Origin of the sequence: Mesorhizobium sp. M0522, assembly GCF_040321085.1 — a bacterium.
In the GTDB taxonomy this organism is placed as follows: Bacteria; Pseudomonadota; Alphaproteobacteria; order Rhizobiales; family Rhizobiaceae; genus Mesorhizobium.
In genome coordinates, this window is record NZ_JAMYQW010000009.1 from 62,294 (window position 1) to 77,430 (window position 15,137).

Genomic DNA, 15,137 nt, shown 5'->3' on the forward strand with positions numbered 1-15,137 from the left:
GGTTTCCTCCCTTGGCATAGTCAGGTTGTTCTTCAGCTTGTTCGGTTTTTTGCGATAACCTGCTGGATCCCCCGGTAATGGTCGTCGAGTCGCCGACGCGCCTGGCCGACGTCCTTGGCGGCGACAGCCTCGACGATCTCGTGATGGTCGCGCCATGTCGCCAGCGGCGTCGGATTATCGAGATTGGTGAAATTCGAGGCCTTGTTGAACGCCGTCCAGAAGATGTCGATCAGCGCGCTCAGCATGTGATTGTTCTGGCAGCGGAACAGCAGCTGATGGAATTGCTGGTCCTCTTCGGCGAAGCTCTCATGGCGCTCGGCACGTTGCCGCATGCGCTCGGTCAACTGGCGCAGCGCCTCGATGTCCTCGGCACTGATCATCTCGATCGTCTTGGCGATGAGGCCGGTTTCCAGCACCCGACGGATTTCGCGCAGCTCTTCGACATCGCGCAGCGAATCCTGCAAACCGTAGGCCAGGTTATCCAGCAGCGGCTTGAACGAGAACTCCTTGACGAACACGCCGATGCCGCGTCGTGTCTCCAGGATGCCGATCGATTCCAGCGCCTTGATGGCTTCCCGCACGGAGTTGCGGCCGACGCCGAGCCGCTGCGCCAGGAACGTCTCCGGCGGCAGGGGATCGCCTGCCTTGAGCTGGTTGCTTTCGATATAGGCCCTGAGGCTTTCCTGCACGGTGACGTGAAGCAGCGGCGGTCTGCTCAACGGTTCGATCGACTTCAGTTCCGCCATCCCACTGCCTTCATCATCCGCTGAAGCTTGCCCGCTGCTTGTCGTATAGCCACTTGTAGGATATCCTGCAAGCCCATAACAAACCTGCTGCCTCCGAATGAAGATTACCCTCGCCGGCTCGAGCCACTGGCACGCCGAAATACACCTCGACGCCGCACGCTTTTACGGCACGGAGATCGCCGGTATCTGGGACGAGGATCCTGGCCAAGCGCAAGCGTTCGCCGCGCACCACGACCTGCCGTTTATCGAAGATTTCAAGGAGATACTCTCCAGCCCGCCGGATGTGATCCTGTTGATGGGGCACCCTTCGATGGTGCCGGCGCGGGCACGTGCGATCATCGCGGCAAGGATACCGCTGATCCTGGAGAAGCCGGCGGCCAGCCATACTAGGGAACTGATGGCGCTGCGCGACCTTGCCAGGCAGTACCAGACTTTTGTCGCTGTTCCCCTGCCCAACCGTTTCGGGCCGGCCGTTGCCGGCCTTGAACGGCTGCGCCGGCAAGGTCGCGCCGGCCCCGTGGCGCATTGCCAGTTCCGGCTGGTCAACGGCCCGCCGCAACGCTACATCGCCGACGGTGTCGCCTGGGTGCTCGACCCGGCGGTTGGTGGCGGGGGTGCATTGAGGAATCTCGGCATACACGGCGTCGACGCGGCACTCAGCCTCGCAACCGGCAAGCTCGGCCTGAAAAGCGTTTCGATCGCGAACCGCATCCATCCCGGCCCGGTCGAGGATCACGCACTTCTGGTGCTGGAAGACGAGGCCGGCGCGCTGTTCATCGTCGAGGCCGGTTACACCTTTGCTTCGATGCGCCCCGGCGGTGACTTCGAGTGGCGCATCGTCAGTGCCAATGCCACCCTCATCGATCATGGCGACCATGTTATCTGCGCAACGCTCGACGACGCGGCAATCGTCGACTTGCCGGTCGAACTGCCGGCAACGCGCTATCGTCTGTTCATGCGCGATACGCTTGACCGGCTGGCCAGAAAGGCGCCTCCGCCGGTGTCCATCGAAGATTATGTTGCGGCGATGTCGCTGATCGACGCCGCTTATCAAAAGGCAGGACCATGATTGGAATAGGAATTATCGGCGCCGGCGATTTCGGCGCAGCCCATGCGCGGGCAATCCGCGAGGTTGGAAATATTCGCCTCGTCGCGTCCTGCCGGGGAAATACCGATGCGTTGGAGCGATTCACCGCCGAATATGGCGGCCGCGGCTACACTGATTGGCGCAAGCTGCTGGACGACAAGGAGGTGGATGCGGTCCTCATTGCCAGCCCGCACCATCTCCATGCCGAAATGGCCATCGGCGCGGCAAAGGCCGGCAAGCATATCCTGCTCGAAAAACCGATGGCGCCGACGGTGGCTGCCTGCGATGCGATCAACGCCGCCGTGGCCAAGGGTGGCGTCAAGCTGATGGTCGCCCACCTCATGCATTTCGCCCTGCCCTGCATGGCGGCCAGGCAAATTCTGGAGGAAGGCGAGCTCGGCCGGCCGCTCGCCGGATCGAGCTGGATCATCAAGCTGTGGATGGAGCACAATCGCCGCGACTGGCATCTGCGTAAGGCGACCGGCGGCGGCATGCTGTTGACGGCCGGCATCCACGCGGTCGATCGTCTGGTCTGGCTGATGGATGACGATGTCGTGTCGGTGAGCGGCATGCTCGGCGCCAAGTTCCATGACCAGGAAGCAGACGACAGCGCTCTGCTCGGATTGCGCTTCGCCGGCGGCGGCATCGGCCAGGTGCAGAGCGTCGGCTATCGCACCGGCGCCACCACCTATGCCATGGACCTGGTCTGCGAGCGGGGAACGCTGCGCATCGACATGGACCGCGGCACCATGCTTGGCCGCGAGACGGTCTGGACCGAGCTGCCCGGTTCCTTTGAGCCGAACTGGATGCATAACGCGCTGGTGCGCGAATGGAGCGCAATGCGCGATGCCATTGCCGATGACACGCCGGTGCCGGTCGACGGCATCTATGCGCGCAAGATCATCGCCATTATCGAGGCTGCCTTCGCGTCGAACGAAACCCGCCGCGAACACGAGATCGCCGGTGGACGCTGACCTCGACGACCATCTGGCCCGCTTGCCCGCACACGCACCGCGCGGCATCTGGGGCGCGGTGATGCTGGCCATCGACGATCGCGGAGCGATCGACTGGCAGGCGACGGAAGAGACGATCGCCCGGCTCTACGCCTCAGGCGTCGACGGCATCTATTCCAATGGCACGGCCTGCGAATTCCATTGCCAGACCGAGCCCGAATTCGACCGGCTTTGTGAGTTGGTCGCAACCATAGCCGGCCGCGCGCGCCTTCCTTTCCAGATCGGCATCAGCCAGTCCAATCCGCGCGTCGCGCTGGAGCGACTGACGCGGGTCGCCGGACTTCGCCCGGCGGCGGTGCAGTTCACGCTGCCCGACTGGTGGCCGCCCAGCGACGACGAGGTCATGCGCTTTGCCGGCGGCCTGTGCGACGCCGCGCCTGAAACGCCGCTGGTGCTCTACAATCCGCCGCACGCCAAGCGCCACCTGACGCTCGACGGCATCGCCAGTCTGCGTGCGGCCGTGCCATCGCTGGTCGGCGCCAAGCTGCCGGGCGGCGACGCCGGCTGGTATGCCGACATGCGCCGCAAACTGGACGGATTTTCCGTCTTCGTCCCCGGCCACACGCTGGCAACAGGCTATGCTGGAGGGGCCCATGGCAGCTATTCCAACGTTGCCTGCCTCAACCCGAAGGGCGCGATGATGTGGTGGCAGATAATCCGCACCGACATGGCCGCCGCTGCCGAGGTCGAGGCCCGCATACAGGCCTTCCTCGCCGCACATGTCCTACCGTTTCGCACCCGTTACAATGTCGGTGATGCAGCACTCGATAAGGCGATGGCGGCGGCCGGCGGCTGGGCGCCGCTCGGCCCGCGACTGCTCTGGCCCTACAGCTCCGTTCCCGATCAGGAAATACCGACGCTGGCCAGGGCGGCTCACGCGGCTTTCCCGGAATGGTGGTAGACCCGTCACCAAGGCGCGGGACGACGGTGGCTCTTCAGCAGCCGGCGCGTGCTCCCTGTGTCGCGCGTGACGCAAACGCCCCCGGCTGAGGGACATCGGCCTCGCGCCGTGCCAGCGAATTGCGCAGCAGTGCGATCGCCTCGCGGCCGGCGGTCGCAATCTCGCGTGGCCTGTCGATGCCGACGATCATGAACTCCTTGATCCCCAAAGTGGCGTAGGAAAGCAGCGACAGCGCGACCTGCGCCGGCGGCCCGGCAAGTTCGAGCGCCTTCTGGCAGGAAGCGGCCGGTTTGTCTTCCGTACGGATTCGGACGGGAAGCGCGAAACGCAGCTTGCCGGCCCGGCCGTGTTCGGCGGCGGCGCCGCGTACGCGCTCCATTGACTGGCGGATTTCTGCAAGCGAGCCCGGCGCCAGCTCGAACACATCCGCATGCCTGCCCGCGACCCTGAGCGCCGTGCCCGACTGTCCGCCCATGCGGATGGTCACATCGGCACCATGCGGCCCCTTGCGCGGCACATAGCCGCCTTTGATGCTGTAAAAGGTGCCTTCATGGTCGAACGGCCTGTCGTTCGACCACAACCGCTTCAGCAGCACCAGATATTCGTCGATGCGTTGCCAGACCACCGTATGGCCGGCCGGACGTGCCTCGGCATCGTCGTCGCTCAGCGGCTCGCTGAGCATCCTGAGCGACAGCCGGCCACCGCTTCTCGCGTCGAGGGCAGCGAGCTGCCGCGCCGCCACGGTTGGTTCGATCACGCCTGCCCAATGCGTGAGCACGATCTCCAGGGACGAGGTCCGGTCCAGCGTCTGGGCGGCAAGGTCCATATTGGTCAGCAGCCCGGCCTGGTCGTCGATGACGATCTTCCGGAATCCGGCATCCTCGATCAGTGACAGCTTCGTCGCGGTCTCGACAAAGTCGTAGAAAAAGCTGGCGTTGGTGGCGTGGATCTTACCGGGAACATGCGTGAACTCGATTGGCATTGCCATCTCCTCCATCACGTTGGAATCAGGGCGCGCAAAAGCGCACCGACATTCGGTTCATCAACTCCGGAATTTCTGCAAACGGCAGGCCGCTATCCCGAGGAAGCCTCGATGATCAGAGCCTTGACAATCAGGGGATCAGCCCCAGTACCACTGCCCCGGTGAATACAAACGCAAGGGCAAAGACGAGATAGGCGAAAGCGCCGGCATAGGCCGGCCGCCACACCTGGTCGGAACCCAGCCTTTGGCCTTTGCGGGCAGTCTGAGCGTTCTGGCTATAGGACATATCGACCTCCGTCTCGGCGCTTAATCTATAAAATCAGTAGACTTTGTCGAGTGCTATTTTCGCGCGATCCTTAGAACAATTTTCTCCAAATGATAGACACATTAGTGCTTTTACTGCTTAGCGCTGCCTTTCGAGGCATGCCAGGGTGACGGCAGGAAACGTCAGGTCCATGTGTCTGTGGCTCCTTGGCCATCCAATGGATGAGGGATAGCATCGCTTCAGCGGAAAGCCGCGACGTCACGGCAAGGCAGCAGGGAGCAAACCATGGGCACAAGACTGGCCGGCAAGGTCGCCATCATTTCGGGCGGCCCGACGGGAATGGGCGGTGCGGCCTCGGAGCTTTTCGCGGCCGAGGGCGCCAAGGTGGCGATCGTCGACCGCAACGGCGAAGCAGCCGCCGCCACCGCAGCGGCGATCAGGCAACGCGGCCATGTCGCCGAGCACTGGGTCGCCGACGTATCGGATGAGGCGCAGGTCGAAGCGGCGGTGAAGGGCGCGACGGAAAAATTCGGCCCGGTCACGGTTCTGTTCAACCACGCCGGCACCCTCGTCATCAAACCCTTCCTGGAGACCACGCTGCAGGAATGGGACTGGCTGCATGCCGTCAATGTGCGTTCGATGTTCCTGATGACGCGTGCCGTGCTGCCCGGCATGATCGCCGCCGGCGGCGGTTCCATCGTCTGCACCTCGTCGATCTCGGCGGTGGCGGCGACGCCGATGGAGGTGCTTTACGACACCACCAAGGGCGCCTGCCATATGTTCGCGCGTGCCATCGCCGTCGAGTTCCGCGACCGCAACATCCGCTGCAATGCGGTCTGTCCAGGCTTCATCAGGACACCGCATGGCCTGCGCGAGGTCGCCGATCTCGACAAACTCGGCGTCGATGTCTCCGACGCGGCAATGGCGGCGCAACAAGGGCGGATCGGCGAGCCGGAAGAGGTCGCGAAGGCAGCCCTGTTCCTGGCCAGCGACGAGGCCAGCTTCGTCAACGGCGCCCATCTGTTCGTCGATAACGGCTTCACCGCGATGTGAAAGGCGAAGCGCCGCTACCGCTCTTCGCGCCGGAACGGCTTGAGCAGCGCCGACGGGGCCACCGCATTGCGCGACATCACCGCCATAGCGACGATGGTGAAGATGAACGGCAGCATCAGGAAGGCCTCGTAGGGGATATGGCCAAGCCCGCTCGCCTGCATGCGCAACTGCAGGGCATCGACGAAGGCAAACAGCAGTGCCGCGCCTGCCGATCGCCACGGATCCCAGCGGCCGAAAACGACGAGCGCGATTGCCACCCAGCCACGCCCCGAAACCACGCCGAAGGTGAAGGCGTTGAATTGCGCCATCGACAGGAAGGCACCGGCCAACCCCATCAAGGCACCGCCGAGGATCACCGCCTGGAAGCGTGTTGCAATGACGCTGACGCCGGCAGAATCGGCGGCACGCGGGTTTTCGCCGACCATGCGCACCGACAGGCCCCAAGGCGTGCGGTAGAGCACGAAGGCGGCCAGCGGTATGGCCAGCATCGCCATGTAGACCAGCGAGAACTGGTTGAACACCGCCGGCCCAAGCACCGGAATGCCGGACAGGATCGGGATCGGCAGCGTCTCGAATCCCTTGATGTTCGGCGGTACCGATTGCTGGCCGAAGATCAGCCGGTAGAGGAAATAGGCAAGGCCGGAGCTAAACAGCGTCACGCCGATGCCGCAGACATGCTGGCTGAGGCCGAGCGCTACAGTGAACAGCGCGTGCACGGCGCCCATCAGCGCCCCGGTCAGCACCGCCGCTAGCACGCCAAGCCAGAGGCTGCCGCTGAGGCTCGCCGCGGTGAAGCCGGTCATCGCCGACAAAAGCATGATGCCTTCGATGCCGAGATTGAGCACCCCGGCGCGCTCGGAGAACATTTCGCCCAGCGTCGCAAAGGCCAGGGGCGTGGCGATGCGGATGATGGCGGCCAGGAAGCCGACCTGGAAGATCTGCTCCAGCACCACGCTCATTTGGCTGTTCCCACGCGACGGAGGCGATAGGCGGTGAACAGCAACGCCACCAGCATGGCGAGCAGCGCAGTTCCCTGGATGACATCGCTGAGGAAGGCCGGAACGCCGGTCGCCCGCGACATCGCCTCGGCGCCGGTCATGACGGCGGCAAGGAAGATCGCCGCCGGCACCACGCCGAGCGGATTGAGCCTCGCCAGCATGGCGACGACGATGCCGGAATAGCCATAGCCCGGCGAGATGTCGCTCATCACCTGGAAATGCACGCCGCCGACCTCGCCGACGCCCGCAAGGCCGGCCAATGCGCCAGACAGCAGCGCCGTCGAAATCAGCACCCGCTCGACATTGATGCCGCCATAGCGCGCCGCCTCGGGGTTTTCGCCGGTGACCCTGATGCGGAAGCCGAGCGTGGTGCGCGCGACCACGAACCAGATGACCGGTGCGGCGACCAGCGCCGCGACGACCCCGAGATGCAGCCGCGTGCCTTCGAGCAGCACTGGAAAATTGGCCGTATCCTCGATCGGCGGCGAGATCGGGTAGCCGCTGAAACTGTCCTTCCATGGCCCTTCGATCAGCGCCATCAGTGCGTAGAAAATGACCGAGTTGAGCAGCAGCGAGCTGACCACGTCATCGACCCTGAATTTTACCCGCAGCGTGGCGGGGATCAGGGCGACGGCCGCGCCGGCGGCGGCACCCGCCAGCGCCATCAGCAGCATGGCGAGCGGCCCCGGCATCTGGATTGCACCGACGGCACAGCTCGCCACCGCACCAGCCAGCAATTGCCCTTCGGCGCCGATATTCCAGAATTTGGCGCGGAAGGCGACTGCCACGGCAAGTCCCGTGAAGATCATCGGGGTGGCACGCACCAGCGTTTCGGTGACGGCGTAGCTGTCGCCCAGCGACGCCGAAAACATAACGCCATAAGCCTCGACGACGCCGGCGCCAGCCAGTGCAATGAGGCCGCTGCACAGGATCAGCGTCGCGCCGATGGCGAGCAGCGGCAGCGCCAGATTGAACCAGGCGGGCGTTGAGGTGCGGGCCTCGAGACGGAACATCAGGCATGGCCCTCCGCTCCGGTCATCATCAACCCGAGTCTGGCGATGCTGGCGTCGGCGCTGTTCAGCGTGCCGACGATGCGGCCCTCATACATCACCGCGATACGATCCGAGAGCATCAGCAACTCTTCCAGATCCTCGCCGATGACGACGATGCCGCAGCCCTTGGCGCGCATGTCGAGAAATTTTTCGTGGATGAAACGCGCGGCGCCGATGTCGAGGCCGCGAGTCGGCTGCGAAACGATCACCACCTTCGGATCGAAGGCGAGTTCGCGCGCCAAAAGCGCCTTTTGCAGATTGCCGCCGGAAAGCGCCCCGGCGCGCGTCATCGGCCCGGGGCAACGTATATCGTAGGCTTTGATCTGTGCCTCGGCGAAGGCGCGGATCGCATCCGGCTTGAGCAGGCCGTTGCGGCTGAACGCCGCCGTGCCGATGCGCGGCAGCACCATCGAATCGGCGAGCGGCAGATTGGTGACCAGCCCTGTCGTCATACGGTCTTCCGGGATGCGGCCGAGGCCGAGCGCCTGCACTGTGCTCGGCGAGAACCGCGAAACCGTTTTGCCGGCTATGGTCATCTTCCCGGCATCGGGCGCACGCACGCCGGAGATGACCTCGGCAAGCGCGCGCTGGCCATTGCCGGAGACGCCGGCGATGCCAAGGATCTCGCCGCCACGAACCGACAGCGAAACATCGCGCAGCGCCATGCCGGAATGATGAGATGTCGAGATACCGTCGAGGGTCAGCACGGCCGCACCGGGCATCGACGGTCCTCTGGCCGGAGGCACGATCTCGTGGCCGCACATCAGCCGCGCCATCTCCGAGGACGTGGTGCTGGCCGGCGCATCGACGCGGCCGGCAACGCGCCCATGCCGGAGCACGACGCAGCGGTGCGTCAGCGCTCGCACCTCGTTGAGCTTATGCGAGATGAAGATGATGCCGAGCCCTTGTGCCGCCATCGAGCGCAGCGCCGAAAACAGCCCGTCGACCTCGGTTGGTGCCAACACCGCCGTCGGCTCGTCGAGGATCAGCAGCCTTGCGCCGCGAAACAGCGCCTTGACGATTTCGAGCCGCTGTTGCTCGCCGACCGACAGCGCCGAGACAGGGAGGTCCGGGTCGAGCGTCAGCCCGTGCTGGCGGCCGATCTCGGCGAGCCGCGCCAGCCCGCCGGCGCGGTCGATCCGGCCCGATCTGCCGGGAATGCCGATCAAGAGGTTCTCCAGCACCGAAAGCCGTGGTGCGAGATGAAAATGCTGGTGCACCATGCCGATGCCGGCGGCCAGCGCATCGGCCGAACTGTTGATCGCCACCAACCGGCCCTGCACCAGGATCTCGCCGGCATCGGGCGCATAGGCGCCGAACAGCACGTTCATCAGCGTCGTCTTGCCGGCGCCGTTTTCGCCGAGCAGCCCGAGGATTTCACCCGGCGCGACGCTGAGATCGACGGCCTCGTTCGCCTTGACGGCGCCAAAGCTCTTGGAGATGCCGCGCATTTCGATGAGAGGGGCAGGCGTTGACAAGGCGGGATCCTGGTGGCGTTGACGCCGATATCCCTCCCCCTTGGGGGGAGGGTGCCGAGCGAAGCGAGGCGGGAGGGGTCCCCTCAGCTGCCTCGACGTTTGACTTAAGATGGAGCGCGTCGCCGAGGACCCCACCCGGCCCTGCGGGCCACCCTCCCCTCAAGGGGGAGGGGAGGAACCTCAGTCCGAGACCGGCGTATTCTCATCGACGTCGACGCGGAAATTGCCGTCGAGGATCTCTGCCTTCTTCTTCTCGACCAGTTCCTTGACCTCGGCCGGCAGCGTCTTGTCGAACTTGTGGTAGGGCGCGAGGTAGGAGCCGCCCTTGGCCATGCGCGAGAAATCGCCGTAATCCTGCGCGGTGAAGACGCCGGCCTTGACCAGCTTGATCGCCTGCTCGACGGTCGGATACATGTCCCAGACCGGCCCGGTGATCACGGTGTCGGGGCCGAGGCTCGACTGGTCCGACATGTTGGAGATGGCGAGGATCTTCTTCTCCGCCGCCGCTTCGATGACGCCGAAGCGCTCGGCATAGATGACGTCGACGCCGGCATCGATCTGGGCGACGGCCGCTTCCTTTGCTTTTGGCGGATCGAAGAACGAGCCGATGAAGGCGACCTTCTTCTTGATGTCGGGATTGACCTCCCTGGCGCCGGCAAAGAAAGCGTTGACCAGCCGGTTCACTTCCGGAATGCCCATCGCCGCGACGGCGCCGATCGTGCCTGACTTCGACATTTTTCCGGCGATCATGCCGGACAGATAGGCCGGCTCGTGAATCCAGTTGTCGAAGACGCCGAAATTCGGCTCGGCCGGCCCGGCGCCGGAGCCGAACAGGAAGGCGGTCTTCGGGAACTGCTTGGCGGTCCTGCGCGATTCGCGCTCGGCGGCGAAGGCATCGCCCAGCACCAGCTCATAGCCGCCCTGCGCATATTCGCGCATGACACGACTGAAATCGGCCGTCTGCACCTTCTCCGACCATTTGTATTCGATGCCGAGTTCCTTCTCGGCCTTCTGCAGGGCAACGTGGATCTGGTTGTCCCACGGCTCCTCGATCGGCGTGGCGAAGATCGCCGCCACTTTCAGCTTCTTGGTCTTGGCAAAGGCGCTGCCCGGCAGCATCGCTGCCGCCAGGCCGAGCGCGCCCAGCTCCAGCACGTTGCGGCGCGAAAGCCCTTCGCGTTTCGATTGGATTCTGCTCTTTTTGTTGTCCATTGCATGCCCCTCTGTTCGACAGCCATGTCGAGCCGGCTGTTCGGAAAATATAAAGACAGGGAACTATGGAACGACGCCGGACCTTTGTCCACATGGTCAAATTTCGGGTAATGTCTCAGTTTGAAATTTGACGCGATTGAACGTGCCGCAATAGCCCAAGGACGTAAGGCTCCATTTCAAGCCTTCGCGCGGTTGAAAGAATGCTTTCCCACGTTTTTTGCGGTTCATGGCCATTTGCGATCAAGCTCGGCGCGTTGTGAAAGGCGTCCGCGAGCATCCGTGCCTTTTCCGGTTTGTCAGTCCCTCGAATTTCGACGAGAACATAATGCAGAATTATGAGGATTGTATCGTTGGTAATGGGTTGAGGATCGCTCAATTCAAACAGCTTTCTTGCAAGGGCCACACTTTCCCGGCCTAGGCGCAACGGTGTCCATCATTTCGCAAGGATCGCCCATTGACCAGAGCGTCTTTCGCATATCGGGCAAACGAGATAGGCGGCGCCAGGGCTCTGCCCCAGGGCGGCCAAAAGATCAAACGCGTTCGAGCGCCACGGCGATGCCCTGGCCGACACCGATGCACATGGTGGCGAGCGCGTATCTGGCGCCGCGTTCACGCAGCTCCAGCGCCGCCGTGCCTGATATGCGCGCGCCGGACATGCCGAGCGGATGGCCGAGCGCGATGGCGCCACCATTCGGGTTGACGTGCGCCGCATCCTCGGCAATGCCGAGCTGGCGCAGCACGGCGATGCCTTGCGAGGCGAAGGCCTCGTTGAGCTCGACGACATCGAACTGTTGCGGCTTCAGGCCGACCCGGGCACACAGCTTCTGCGTGGCCGGCACCGGGCCGATACCCATGATGCGCGGCGCCACGCCGGCGCTGGCACCGCCGAGAATACGGGCGATCGGCGTTAGCCCGTATTTTTTCACGGCTGCTTCCGAGGCGACGATCAGCGCCGCCGCGCCGTCATTGACGCCCGAGGCATTGCCGGCCGTAACCGTGCCGCCTTGTCGGAACGGCGTCGGCAACTTGGCCAACGCTTCGATCGACGTGCCCCCGCGGGGATGCTCATCTCTATCGACAACGACCGGATCGCCCTTGCGCTGCGCGATCGTCACCGGCGTGATTTCCTTTGCCAGCCGGCCATTGGCTTGTGCGGCTACAGCCTTGTCCTGGCTGCGCACGGCAAATGCGTCCTGGTCGGCGCGGGAGACAGCGAACACTTCCGCCACGTTCTCGCCGGTCTCCGGCATCGAATCGACGCCGTATAGCTTCTTCATCAGCGGATTGATGAAGCGCCAGCCGATCGTGGTGTCGTAAATCTCGGCATTGCGCGAAAAGGCGGTCTCTGCCTTCGGCAGCACGAACGGTGCGCGCGACATCGATTCGACGCCGCCGGGTATCATCAGCTCCGCCTCGCCGGCCTTGATGGCGCGGGCAGCAATCATCACCGCGTCCATGCCCGAACCGCAGAGGCGATTGACGGTCGAGCCGGGAACCTCCTTGGGCAGGCCGGCCAGCAGCAGCGCCATGCGCGCCACATTACGATTGTCCTCGCCGGCCTGGTTGGCGCAGCCATAGACGACATCGTCGATCGCGGCCCAGTCGATGCCCGAATTACGCTCGACCAGCGCCCTTAGAGGTATCGCGCCGAGATCGTCGGCACGGACCGCCGACAACGAACCGCCGAAGCGTCCGATCGGCGTGCGGATGTAGTCGCAGATATAGGCCTCGGCCATTATGCAGCCTTCCCGTTTGCGCTGATGATTTCTGCTCCCGACCCAGCCATGTTGGCCGCATTCTCCTTGAGACGAAAGCACATCTCGCCGCCGGCCGTTAGGCCAAAGAGAATTTCAGCTGCCGCCCGCCGGGAGCGGCGGATCAGCCGATGCTTTCTCCACCGTCGATCACCAGCGCCTGACCGGTCATGAAGGACGAGCGGTCGGAGACGAGGAACAGGATCGCTTCGGCGATTTCCTCCGCGCTGGCCCAGCGCTGCATGGGAATTTTGGTGCGGACATAGTTCTCGATCGCTGCCCGCCCGCCCATCTGCGCGATGAACGGCTCGTTGAAGGGCGTATCGATCCAGCCGGGGCACAGCGCGTTGATGCGGACATTGTGTTTGGCATAGTCGAGCGACATCTGCCGGGTCATCGCCACCACTGCATGTTTTGACGTTGCGTAGGCGATCATTTCGCGGTCGTAGAACACACCCGAATTCGAGGCGGTATTCAGGATCACCCCGCCGCCTTGCGCGATCATCGACGGCATGACCAGCCTGGCCGCGAGGAACTGCGCCCGCACATTGATCCGCCAGGAGGCATCCATGCCGTCGGCGCCGACTTCGGTCAGCGTGCCGCCGACCTGGATCCCGGCATGATTGTGCAGGATGTCGATCCGCCGATGCCGCCCCAGCGTTCCCGCAATGAGCTGCTCGACCGCCGCATCCTCGCCGACGTCGGTGGCGACGGCCTCGGCCCGACCGCCGGCCGCACGAACGTCGGAAGCGGTTGCTTCCCCCGCCGCCTGGTCCCTGTCGGCGATCACCACGAGCGCGCCTTCCCTGGCCATCATCATGGCGCCGGCACGCCCGATCCCCGACCCGGCACCCGTCACCACGGCGATGCGATCTCTCAGAATCATGTTTTTGTCTTTCAGTGTGATGGTTTTCGTTGCCGCAGTTGCCATTGGGCAAGCACAACGAGCAGAACGGAGGCGACGAGCACGATCGTCGCGATGGCATTGATCTCCGGCGTGACCCCGCGCCGGATCGAGGCGAAGACATAGATCGGCAATGTCGTCTGTGCGCCGGCGACGAAGAAAGCGACGATGAAATCGTCGAAGGAGAATGTGAAGGCGAGCAGGAATCCGGCGATCACCGCCGGCATGATCTGCGGCAACACGATGCTGCGGAACGTCGTCAGCGGGGTAGCGTAAAGATCGCTCGAGGCCTCGACCAGATTGCGGTCGAGGCTGCCGAGGCGCGTGCCGACAATCATCGCCACCAGCGCCATCGAAAACAGGCCGTGCGCGGCGATGATCGAGCCATAGCCGAGCGCCAGGCGCGGTGGCTGGTCGTTCGGCCACAGCGAAGCGACAAACGGGTTGACCACCCCGAATAGCTGGACCAGCGCGACCAGCGTCGAGATGCCGATGACGACGCCAGGAACGACGATCGCAGCACCCAAAAGCGCATCGAAGACGGCTCGCGTCTGCGCGCCGACACGCGCCAGGCCAAGCGCGGCCGCCGTGCCGCACAGCGCCGCCAGCAAGGCGCTGGTCGTGGCGATGAACAGGCTGTTCTTCAGCGCTTCGACCAGGAACGGGTTTGCCAGGGCCTTGCCGTACCATTGCACCGAGAAGCCAGTGAACTCGCTGGCGTGGTGGCCGGCGTTGAACGAAAACAGCACCACCAGCGCGATCGGCAGGTAGAGAAAGGCAAAGACCGCAACGACGAAGGCACGCATCAGATCAGGTCCACCCGGCGGGCACCCGAAAGCCGGGTCGAAATGCGGTTCGCGGCAAGCAGCACGACCACTGAAACCGCCACAAGTGTGATGGCGATTGCCGATCCGAATGGCCAGTTGCGCGATTGCAGGAACAGATCGACCAGCGCGTTGCCGATGAAGAAGACCTTGCCGCCGCCGAGTAGCGTCGGGATCAGATATTCGCCGAGCAGCAGGACCATGACCAGCGAGAAGCCGGTCATCACACCTGGCAGCGACAGCCGCAGCGTCACGCCGAGGAATGTCGAGATCGGCGTCGCGCCGAGATCGGCGGAGGCCTCCAGCAGCCGGCGGTCGAGCCGCTCGAGGCTGACATAGATCGGCAGGATCATCAGCGGCAGATAACCATAGACGATGCCGAGCAGAACCGCTCCCGGCGTGTTGATCAGCCGCACGTCCTCCATCCCGACATAGGCCAGCAGAGCTGGGATGCCGCGCCCGCCAAGCACATACATCCAGGCATAGGTTCGCATCAGCAGGCTGGTCCAGAACGGGATGACGACAAGCGCCAGCAGGATCAGCCGCCACCGTTCCGGCGCGCGCAAAGCGAGGTAATAGGCGACCGGATAGGCAACGAGAAGACAGGCCAGTGCGCCCGCCGGCGCCAGCACCATGGTGTTCCAGAAGGCGGTCGCCCGCGCCGGAAGATTGGCATACTGCGCCAAGGTGAAAGCGGCCTGATAGCCGCCTTCCGGCGCCCGCTCGCCGACGCTGAAAACGGCGATCGCCACGAACGGCAAAACTAAAAACACCACCAGCCACGCCGTTGCTGGACCGAGCAGCAGGGCGGTCAGGAGATTGTGACGGAGGACGTTGCTGCGCATTGAAAAAACCGCCCGGGTGCCGG

At 64.1% G+C, this 15,137-nt stretch carries 15 protein-coding genes; 4 read left to right on the plus strand and 11 right to left on the minus strand.

Going from position 1 to position 15,137, the window contains the following annotated elements; genetic code table 11:
* Positions 1-32 precede the first annotated feature (32 nt).
* Positions 33-746: a FadR/GntR family transcriptional regulator gene (locus NKI58_RS13185; RefSeq protein ID WP_352696935.1), complete on the minus strand. Its 714-nt coding sequence runs from the start codon at positions 744-746 to the stop codon at positions 33-35.
* A gap of 97 nt (positions 747-843) precedes the next feature.
* Here NKI58_RS13185 and NKI58_RS13190 point away from each other — a divergent pair, with 97 nt between their 5' ends.
* The 3 genes from NKI58_RS13190 to NKI58_RS13200 are packed head-to-tail and all read left to right on the plus strand — an operon-like array spanning position 844 to position 3,747.
* Positions 844-1,815 (plus strand): Gfo/Idh/MocA family protein, encoded by a 972-nt coding sequence (locus NKI58_RS13190; RefSeq protein ID WP_352696937.1) that lies wholly within the window; start codon positions 844-846, stop codon positions 1,813-1,815.
* Positions 1,812-2,807 (plus strand): Gfo/Idh/MocA family protein, encoded by a 996-nt coding sequence (locus NKI58_RS13195; protein ID WP_352782936.1) that lies wholly within the window; start codon positions 1,812-1,814, stop codon positions 2,805-2,807. Before NKI58_RS13190 ends, NKI58_RS13195 begins: the two co-directional genes overlap by 4 nt.
* Positions 2,797-3,747 carry a dihydrodipicolinate synthase family protein gene (locus NKI58_RS13200; protein ID WP_352782933.1) on the plus strand — a complete coding sequence of 317 codons (951 nt, stop codon included), beginning with the start codon at positions 2,797-2,799 and terminating at the stop codon, positions 3,745-3,747. The genes NKI58_RS13195 and NKI58_RS13200 overlap by 11 nt, the downstream gene beginning before the upstream one ends.
* Before the next feature lie 34 nt (positions 3,748-3,781).
* On the opposite strand, the gene NKI58_RS13205 is transcribed toward NKI58_RS13200, so the two are convergent.
* Both NKI58_RS13205 and NKI58_RS13210 read right to left on the minus strand, forming a co-directional pair.
* Complete coding sequence (locus NKI58_RS13205; protein WP_352853327.1) at positions 3,782-4,729, minus strand: LLM class flavin-dependent oxidoreductase; 948 nt, start codon at positions 4,727-4,729, stop codon at positions 3,782-3,784.
* 130 nt (positions 4,730-4,859) lie between these two features.
* On the minus strand, positions 4,860-5,015 hold the full coding sequence (locus tag NKI58_RS13210; RefSeq protein ID WP_023678176.1) for a hypothetical protein: 156 nt from the start codon (positions 5,013-5,015) through the stop codon (positions 4,860-4,862).
* 264 nt (positions 5,016-5,279) lie between these two features.
* Here NKI58_RS13210 and NKI58_RS13215 point away from each other — a divergent pair, with 264 nt between their 5' ends.
* On the plus strand, positions 5,280-6,047 hold the full coding sequence (locus NKI58_RS13215; RefSeq protein WP_352826480.1) for an SDR family NAD(P)-dependent oxidoreductase: 768 nt from the start codon (positions 5,280-5,282) through the stop codon (positions 6,045-6,047).
* 14 nt (positions 6,048-6,061) lie between these two features.
* On the opposite strand, the gene NKI58_RS13220 is transcribed toward NKI58_RS13215, so the two are convergent.
* The 8 genes from NKI58_RS13220 to NKI58_RS13255 form a co-directional block, all read right to left on the minus strand.
* Positions 6,062-7,006 carry an ABC transporter permease gene (locus tag NKI58_RS13220; protein ID WP_352574549.1) on the minus strand — a complete coding sequence of 315 codons (945 nt, stop codon included), beginning with the start codon at positions 7,004-7,006 and terminating at the stop codon, positions 6,062-6,064.
* On the minus strand, positions 7,003-8,058 hold the full coding sequence (locus NKI58_RS13225) for an ABC transporter permease (protein WP_352782928.1): 1,056 nt from the start codon (positions 8,056-8,058) through the stop codon (positions 7,003-7,005). Before NKI58_RS13225 ends, NKI58_RS13220 begins: the two co-directional genes overlap by 4 nt.
* Positions 8,058-9,548, minus strand: coding sequence for an ABC transporter ATP-binding protein (locus tag NKI58_RS13230; RefSeq protein WP_352853331.1), 1,491 nt, complete (start codon positions 9,546-9,548; stop codon positions 8,058-8,060). The genes NKI58_RS13225 and NKI58_RS13230 overlap by 1 nt, the downstream gene beginning before the upstream one ends.
* Before the next feature lie 207 nt (positions 9,549-9,755).
* A complete protein-coding gene (locus NKI58_RS13235; protein WP_352782926.1) occupies positions 9,756-10,787 on the minus strand; it encodes a BMP family protein in 1,032 nt (343 codons plus the stop codon).
* Between the two features lie 530 nt (positions 10,788-11,317).
* Positions 11,318-12,523 (minus strand): 3-oxoadipyl-CoA thiolase, encoded by a 1,206-nt coding sequence (gene pcaF / locus NKI58_RS13240; protein WP_352782924.1) that lies wholly within the window; start codon positions 12,521-12,523, stop codon positions 11,318-11,320.
* Positions 12,524-12,665: 142 nt separating this feature from the next.
* Entirely contained in the window at positions 12,666-13,427 is a 762-nt protein-coding gene (locus NKI58_RS13245; RefSeq protein ID WP_352782922.1) for an SDR family NAD(P)-dependent oxidoreductase, read from the minus strand.
* 11 nt (positions 13,428-13,438) lie between these two features.
* Positions 13,439-14,251: an ABC transporter permease gene (locus NKI58_RS13250; protein ID WP_352594120.1), complete on the minus strand. Its 813-nt coding sequence runs from the start codon at positions 14,249-14,251 to the stop codon at positions 13,439-13,441.
* On the minus strand, positions 14,251-15,114 hold the full coding sequence (locus NKI58_RS13255) for an ABC transporter permease (protein WP_352594121.1): 864 nt from the start codon (positions 15,112-15,114) through the stop codon (positions 14,251-14,253). The genes NKI58_RS13250 and NKI58_RS13255 overlap by 1 nt, the downstream gene beginning before the upstream one ends.
* Positions 15,115-15,137 lie beyond the last annotated feature (23 nt).

Coding starts and splice junctions, on each gene's coding strand:
- NKI58_RS13185 (WP_352696935.1), bottom strand. CDS start 746: ATGGCGGAACTGAAGTCGATCGAACCGTTGAGCAGACCGCCGCTGCTT.
- NKI58_RS13220 (WP_352574549.1), bottom strand. CDS start 7,006: ATGAGCGTGGTGCTGGAGCAGATCTTCCAGGTCGGCTTCCTGGCCGCC.
- NKI58_RS13190 (WP_352696937.1), top strand. CDS start 844: ATGAAGATTACCCTCGCCGGCTCGAGCCACTGGCACGCCGAAATACAC.
- pcaF (WP_352782924.1), bottom strand. CDS start 12,523: ATGGCCGAGGCCTATATCTGCGACTACATCCGCACGCCGATCGGACGC.
- NKI58_RS13215 (WP_352826480.1), top strand. CDS start 5,280: ATGGGCACAAGACTGGCCGGCAAGGTCGCCATCATTTCGGGCGGCCCG.
- NKI58_RS13230 (WP_352853331.1), bottom strand. CDS start 9,548: ATGCGCGGCATCTCCAAGAGCTTTGGCGCCGTCAAGGCGAACGAGGCC.
- NKI58_RS13195 (WP_352782936.1), top strand. CDS start 1,812: ATGATTGGAATAGGAATTATCGGCGCCGGCGATTTCGGCGCAGCCCAT.
- NKI58_RS13205 (WP_352853327.1), bottom strand. CDS start 4,729: ATGCCAATCGAGTTCACGCATGTTCCCGGTAAGATCCACGCCACCAAC.
- NKI58_RS13250 (WP_352594120.1), bottom strand. CDS start 14,251: ATGCGTGCCTTCGTCGTTGCGGTCTTTGCCTTTCTCTACCTGCCGATC.
- NKI58_RS13225 (WP_352782928.1), bottom strand. CDS start 8,058: ATGTTCCGTCTCGAGGCCCGCACCTCAACGCCCGCCTGGTTCAATCTG.
- NKI58_RS13245 (WP_352782922.1), bottom strand. CDS start 13,427: ATGATTCTGAGAGATCGCATCGCCGTGGTGACGGGTGCCGGGTCGGGG.
- NKI58_RS13235 (WP_352782926.1), bottom strand. CDS start 10,787: ATGGACAACAAAAAGAGCAGAATCCAATCGAAACGCGAAGGGCTTTCG.
- NKI58_RS13210 (WP_023678176.1), bottom strand. CDS start 5,015: ATGTCCTATAGCCAGAACGCTCAGACTGCCCGCAAAGGCCAAAGGCTG.
- NKI58_RS13255 (WP_352594121.1), bottom strand. CDS start 15,114: ATGCGCAGCAACGTCCTCCGTCACAATCTCCTGACCGCCCTGCTGCTC.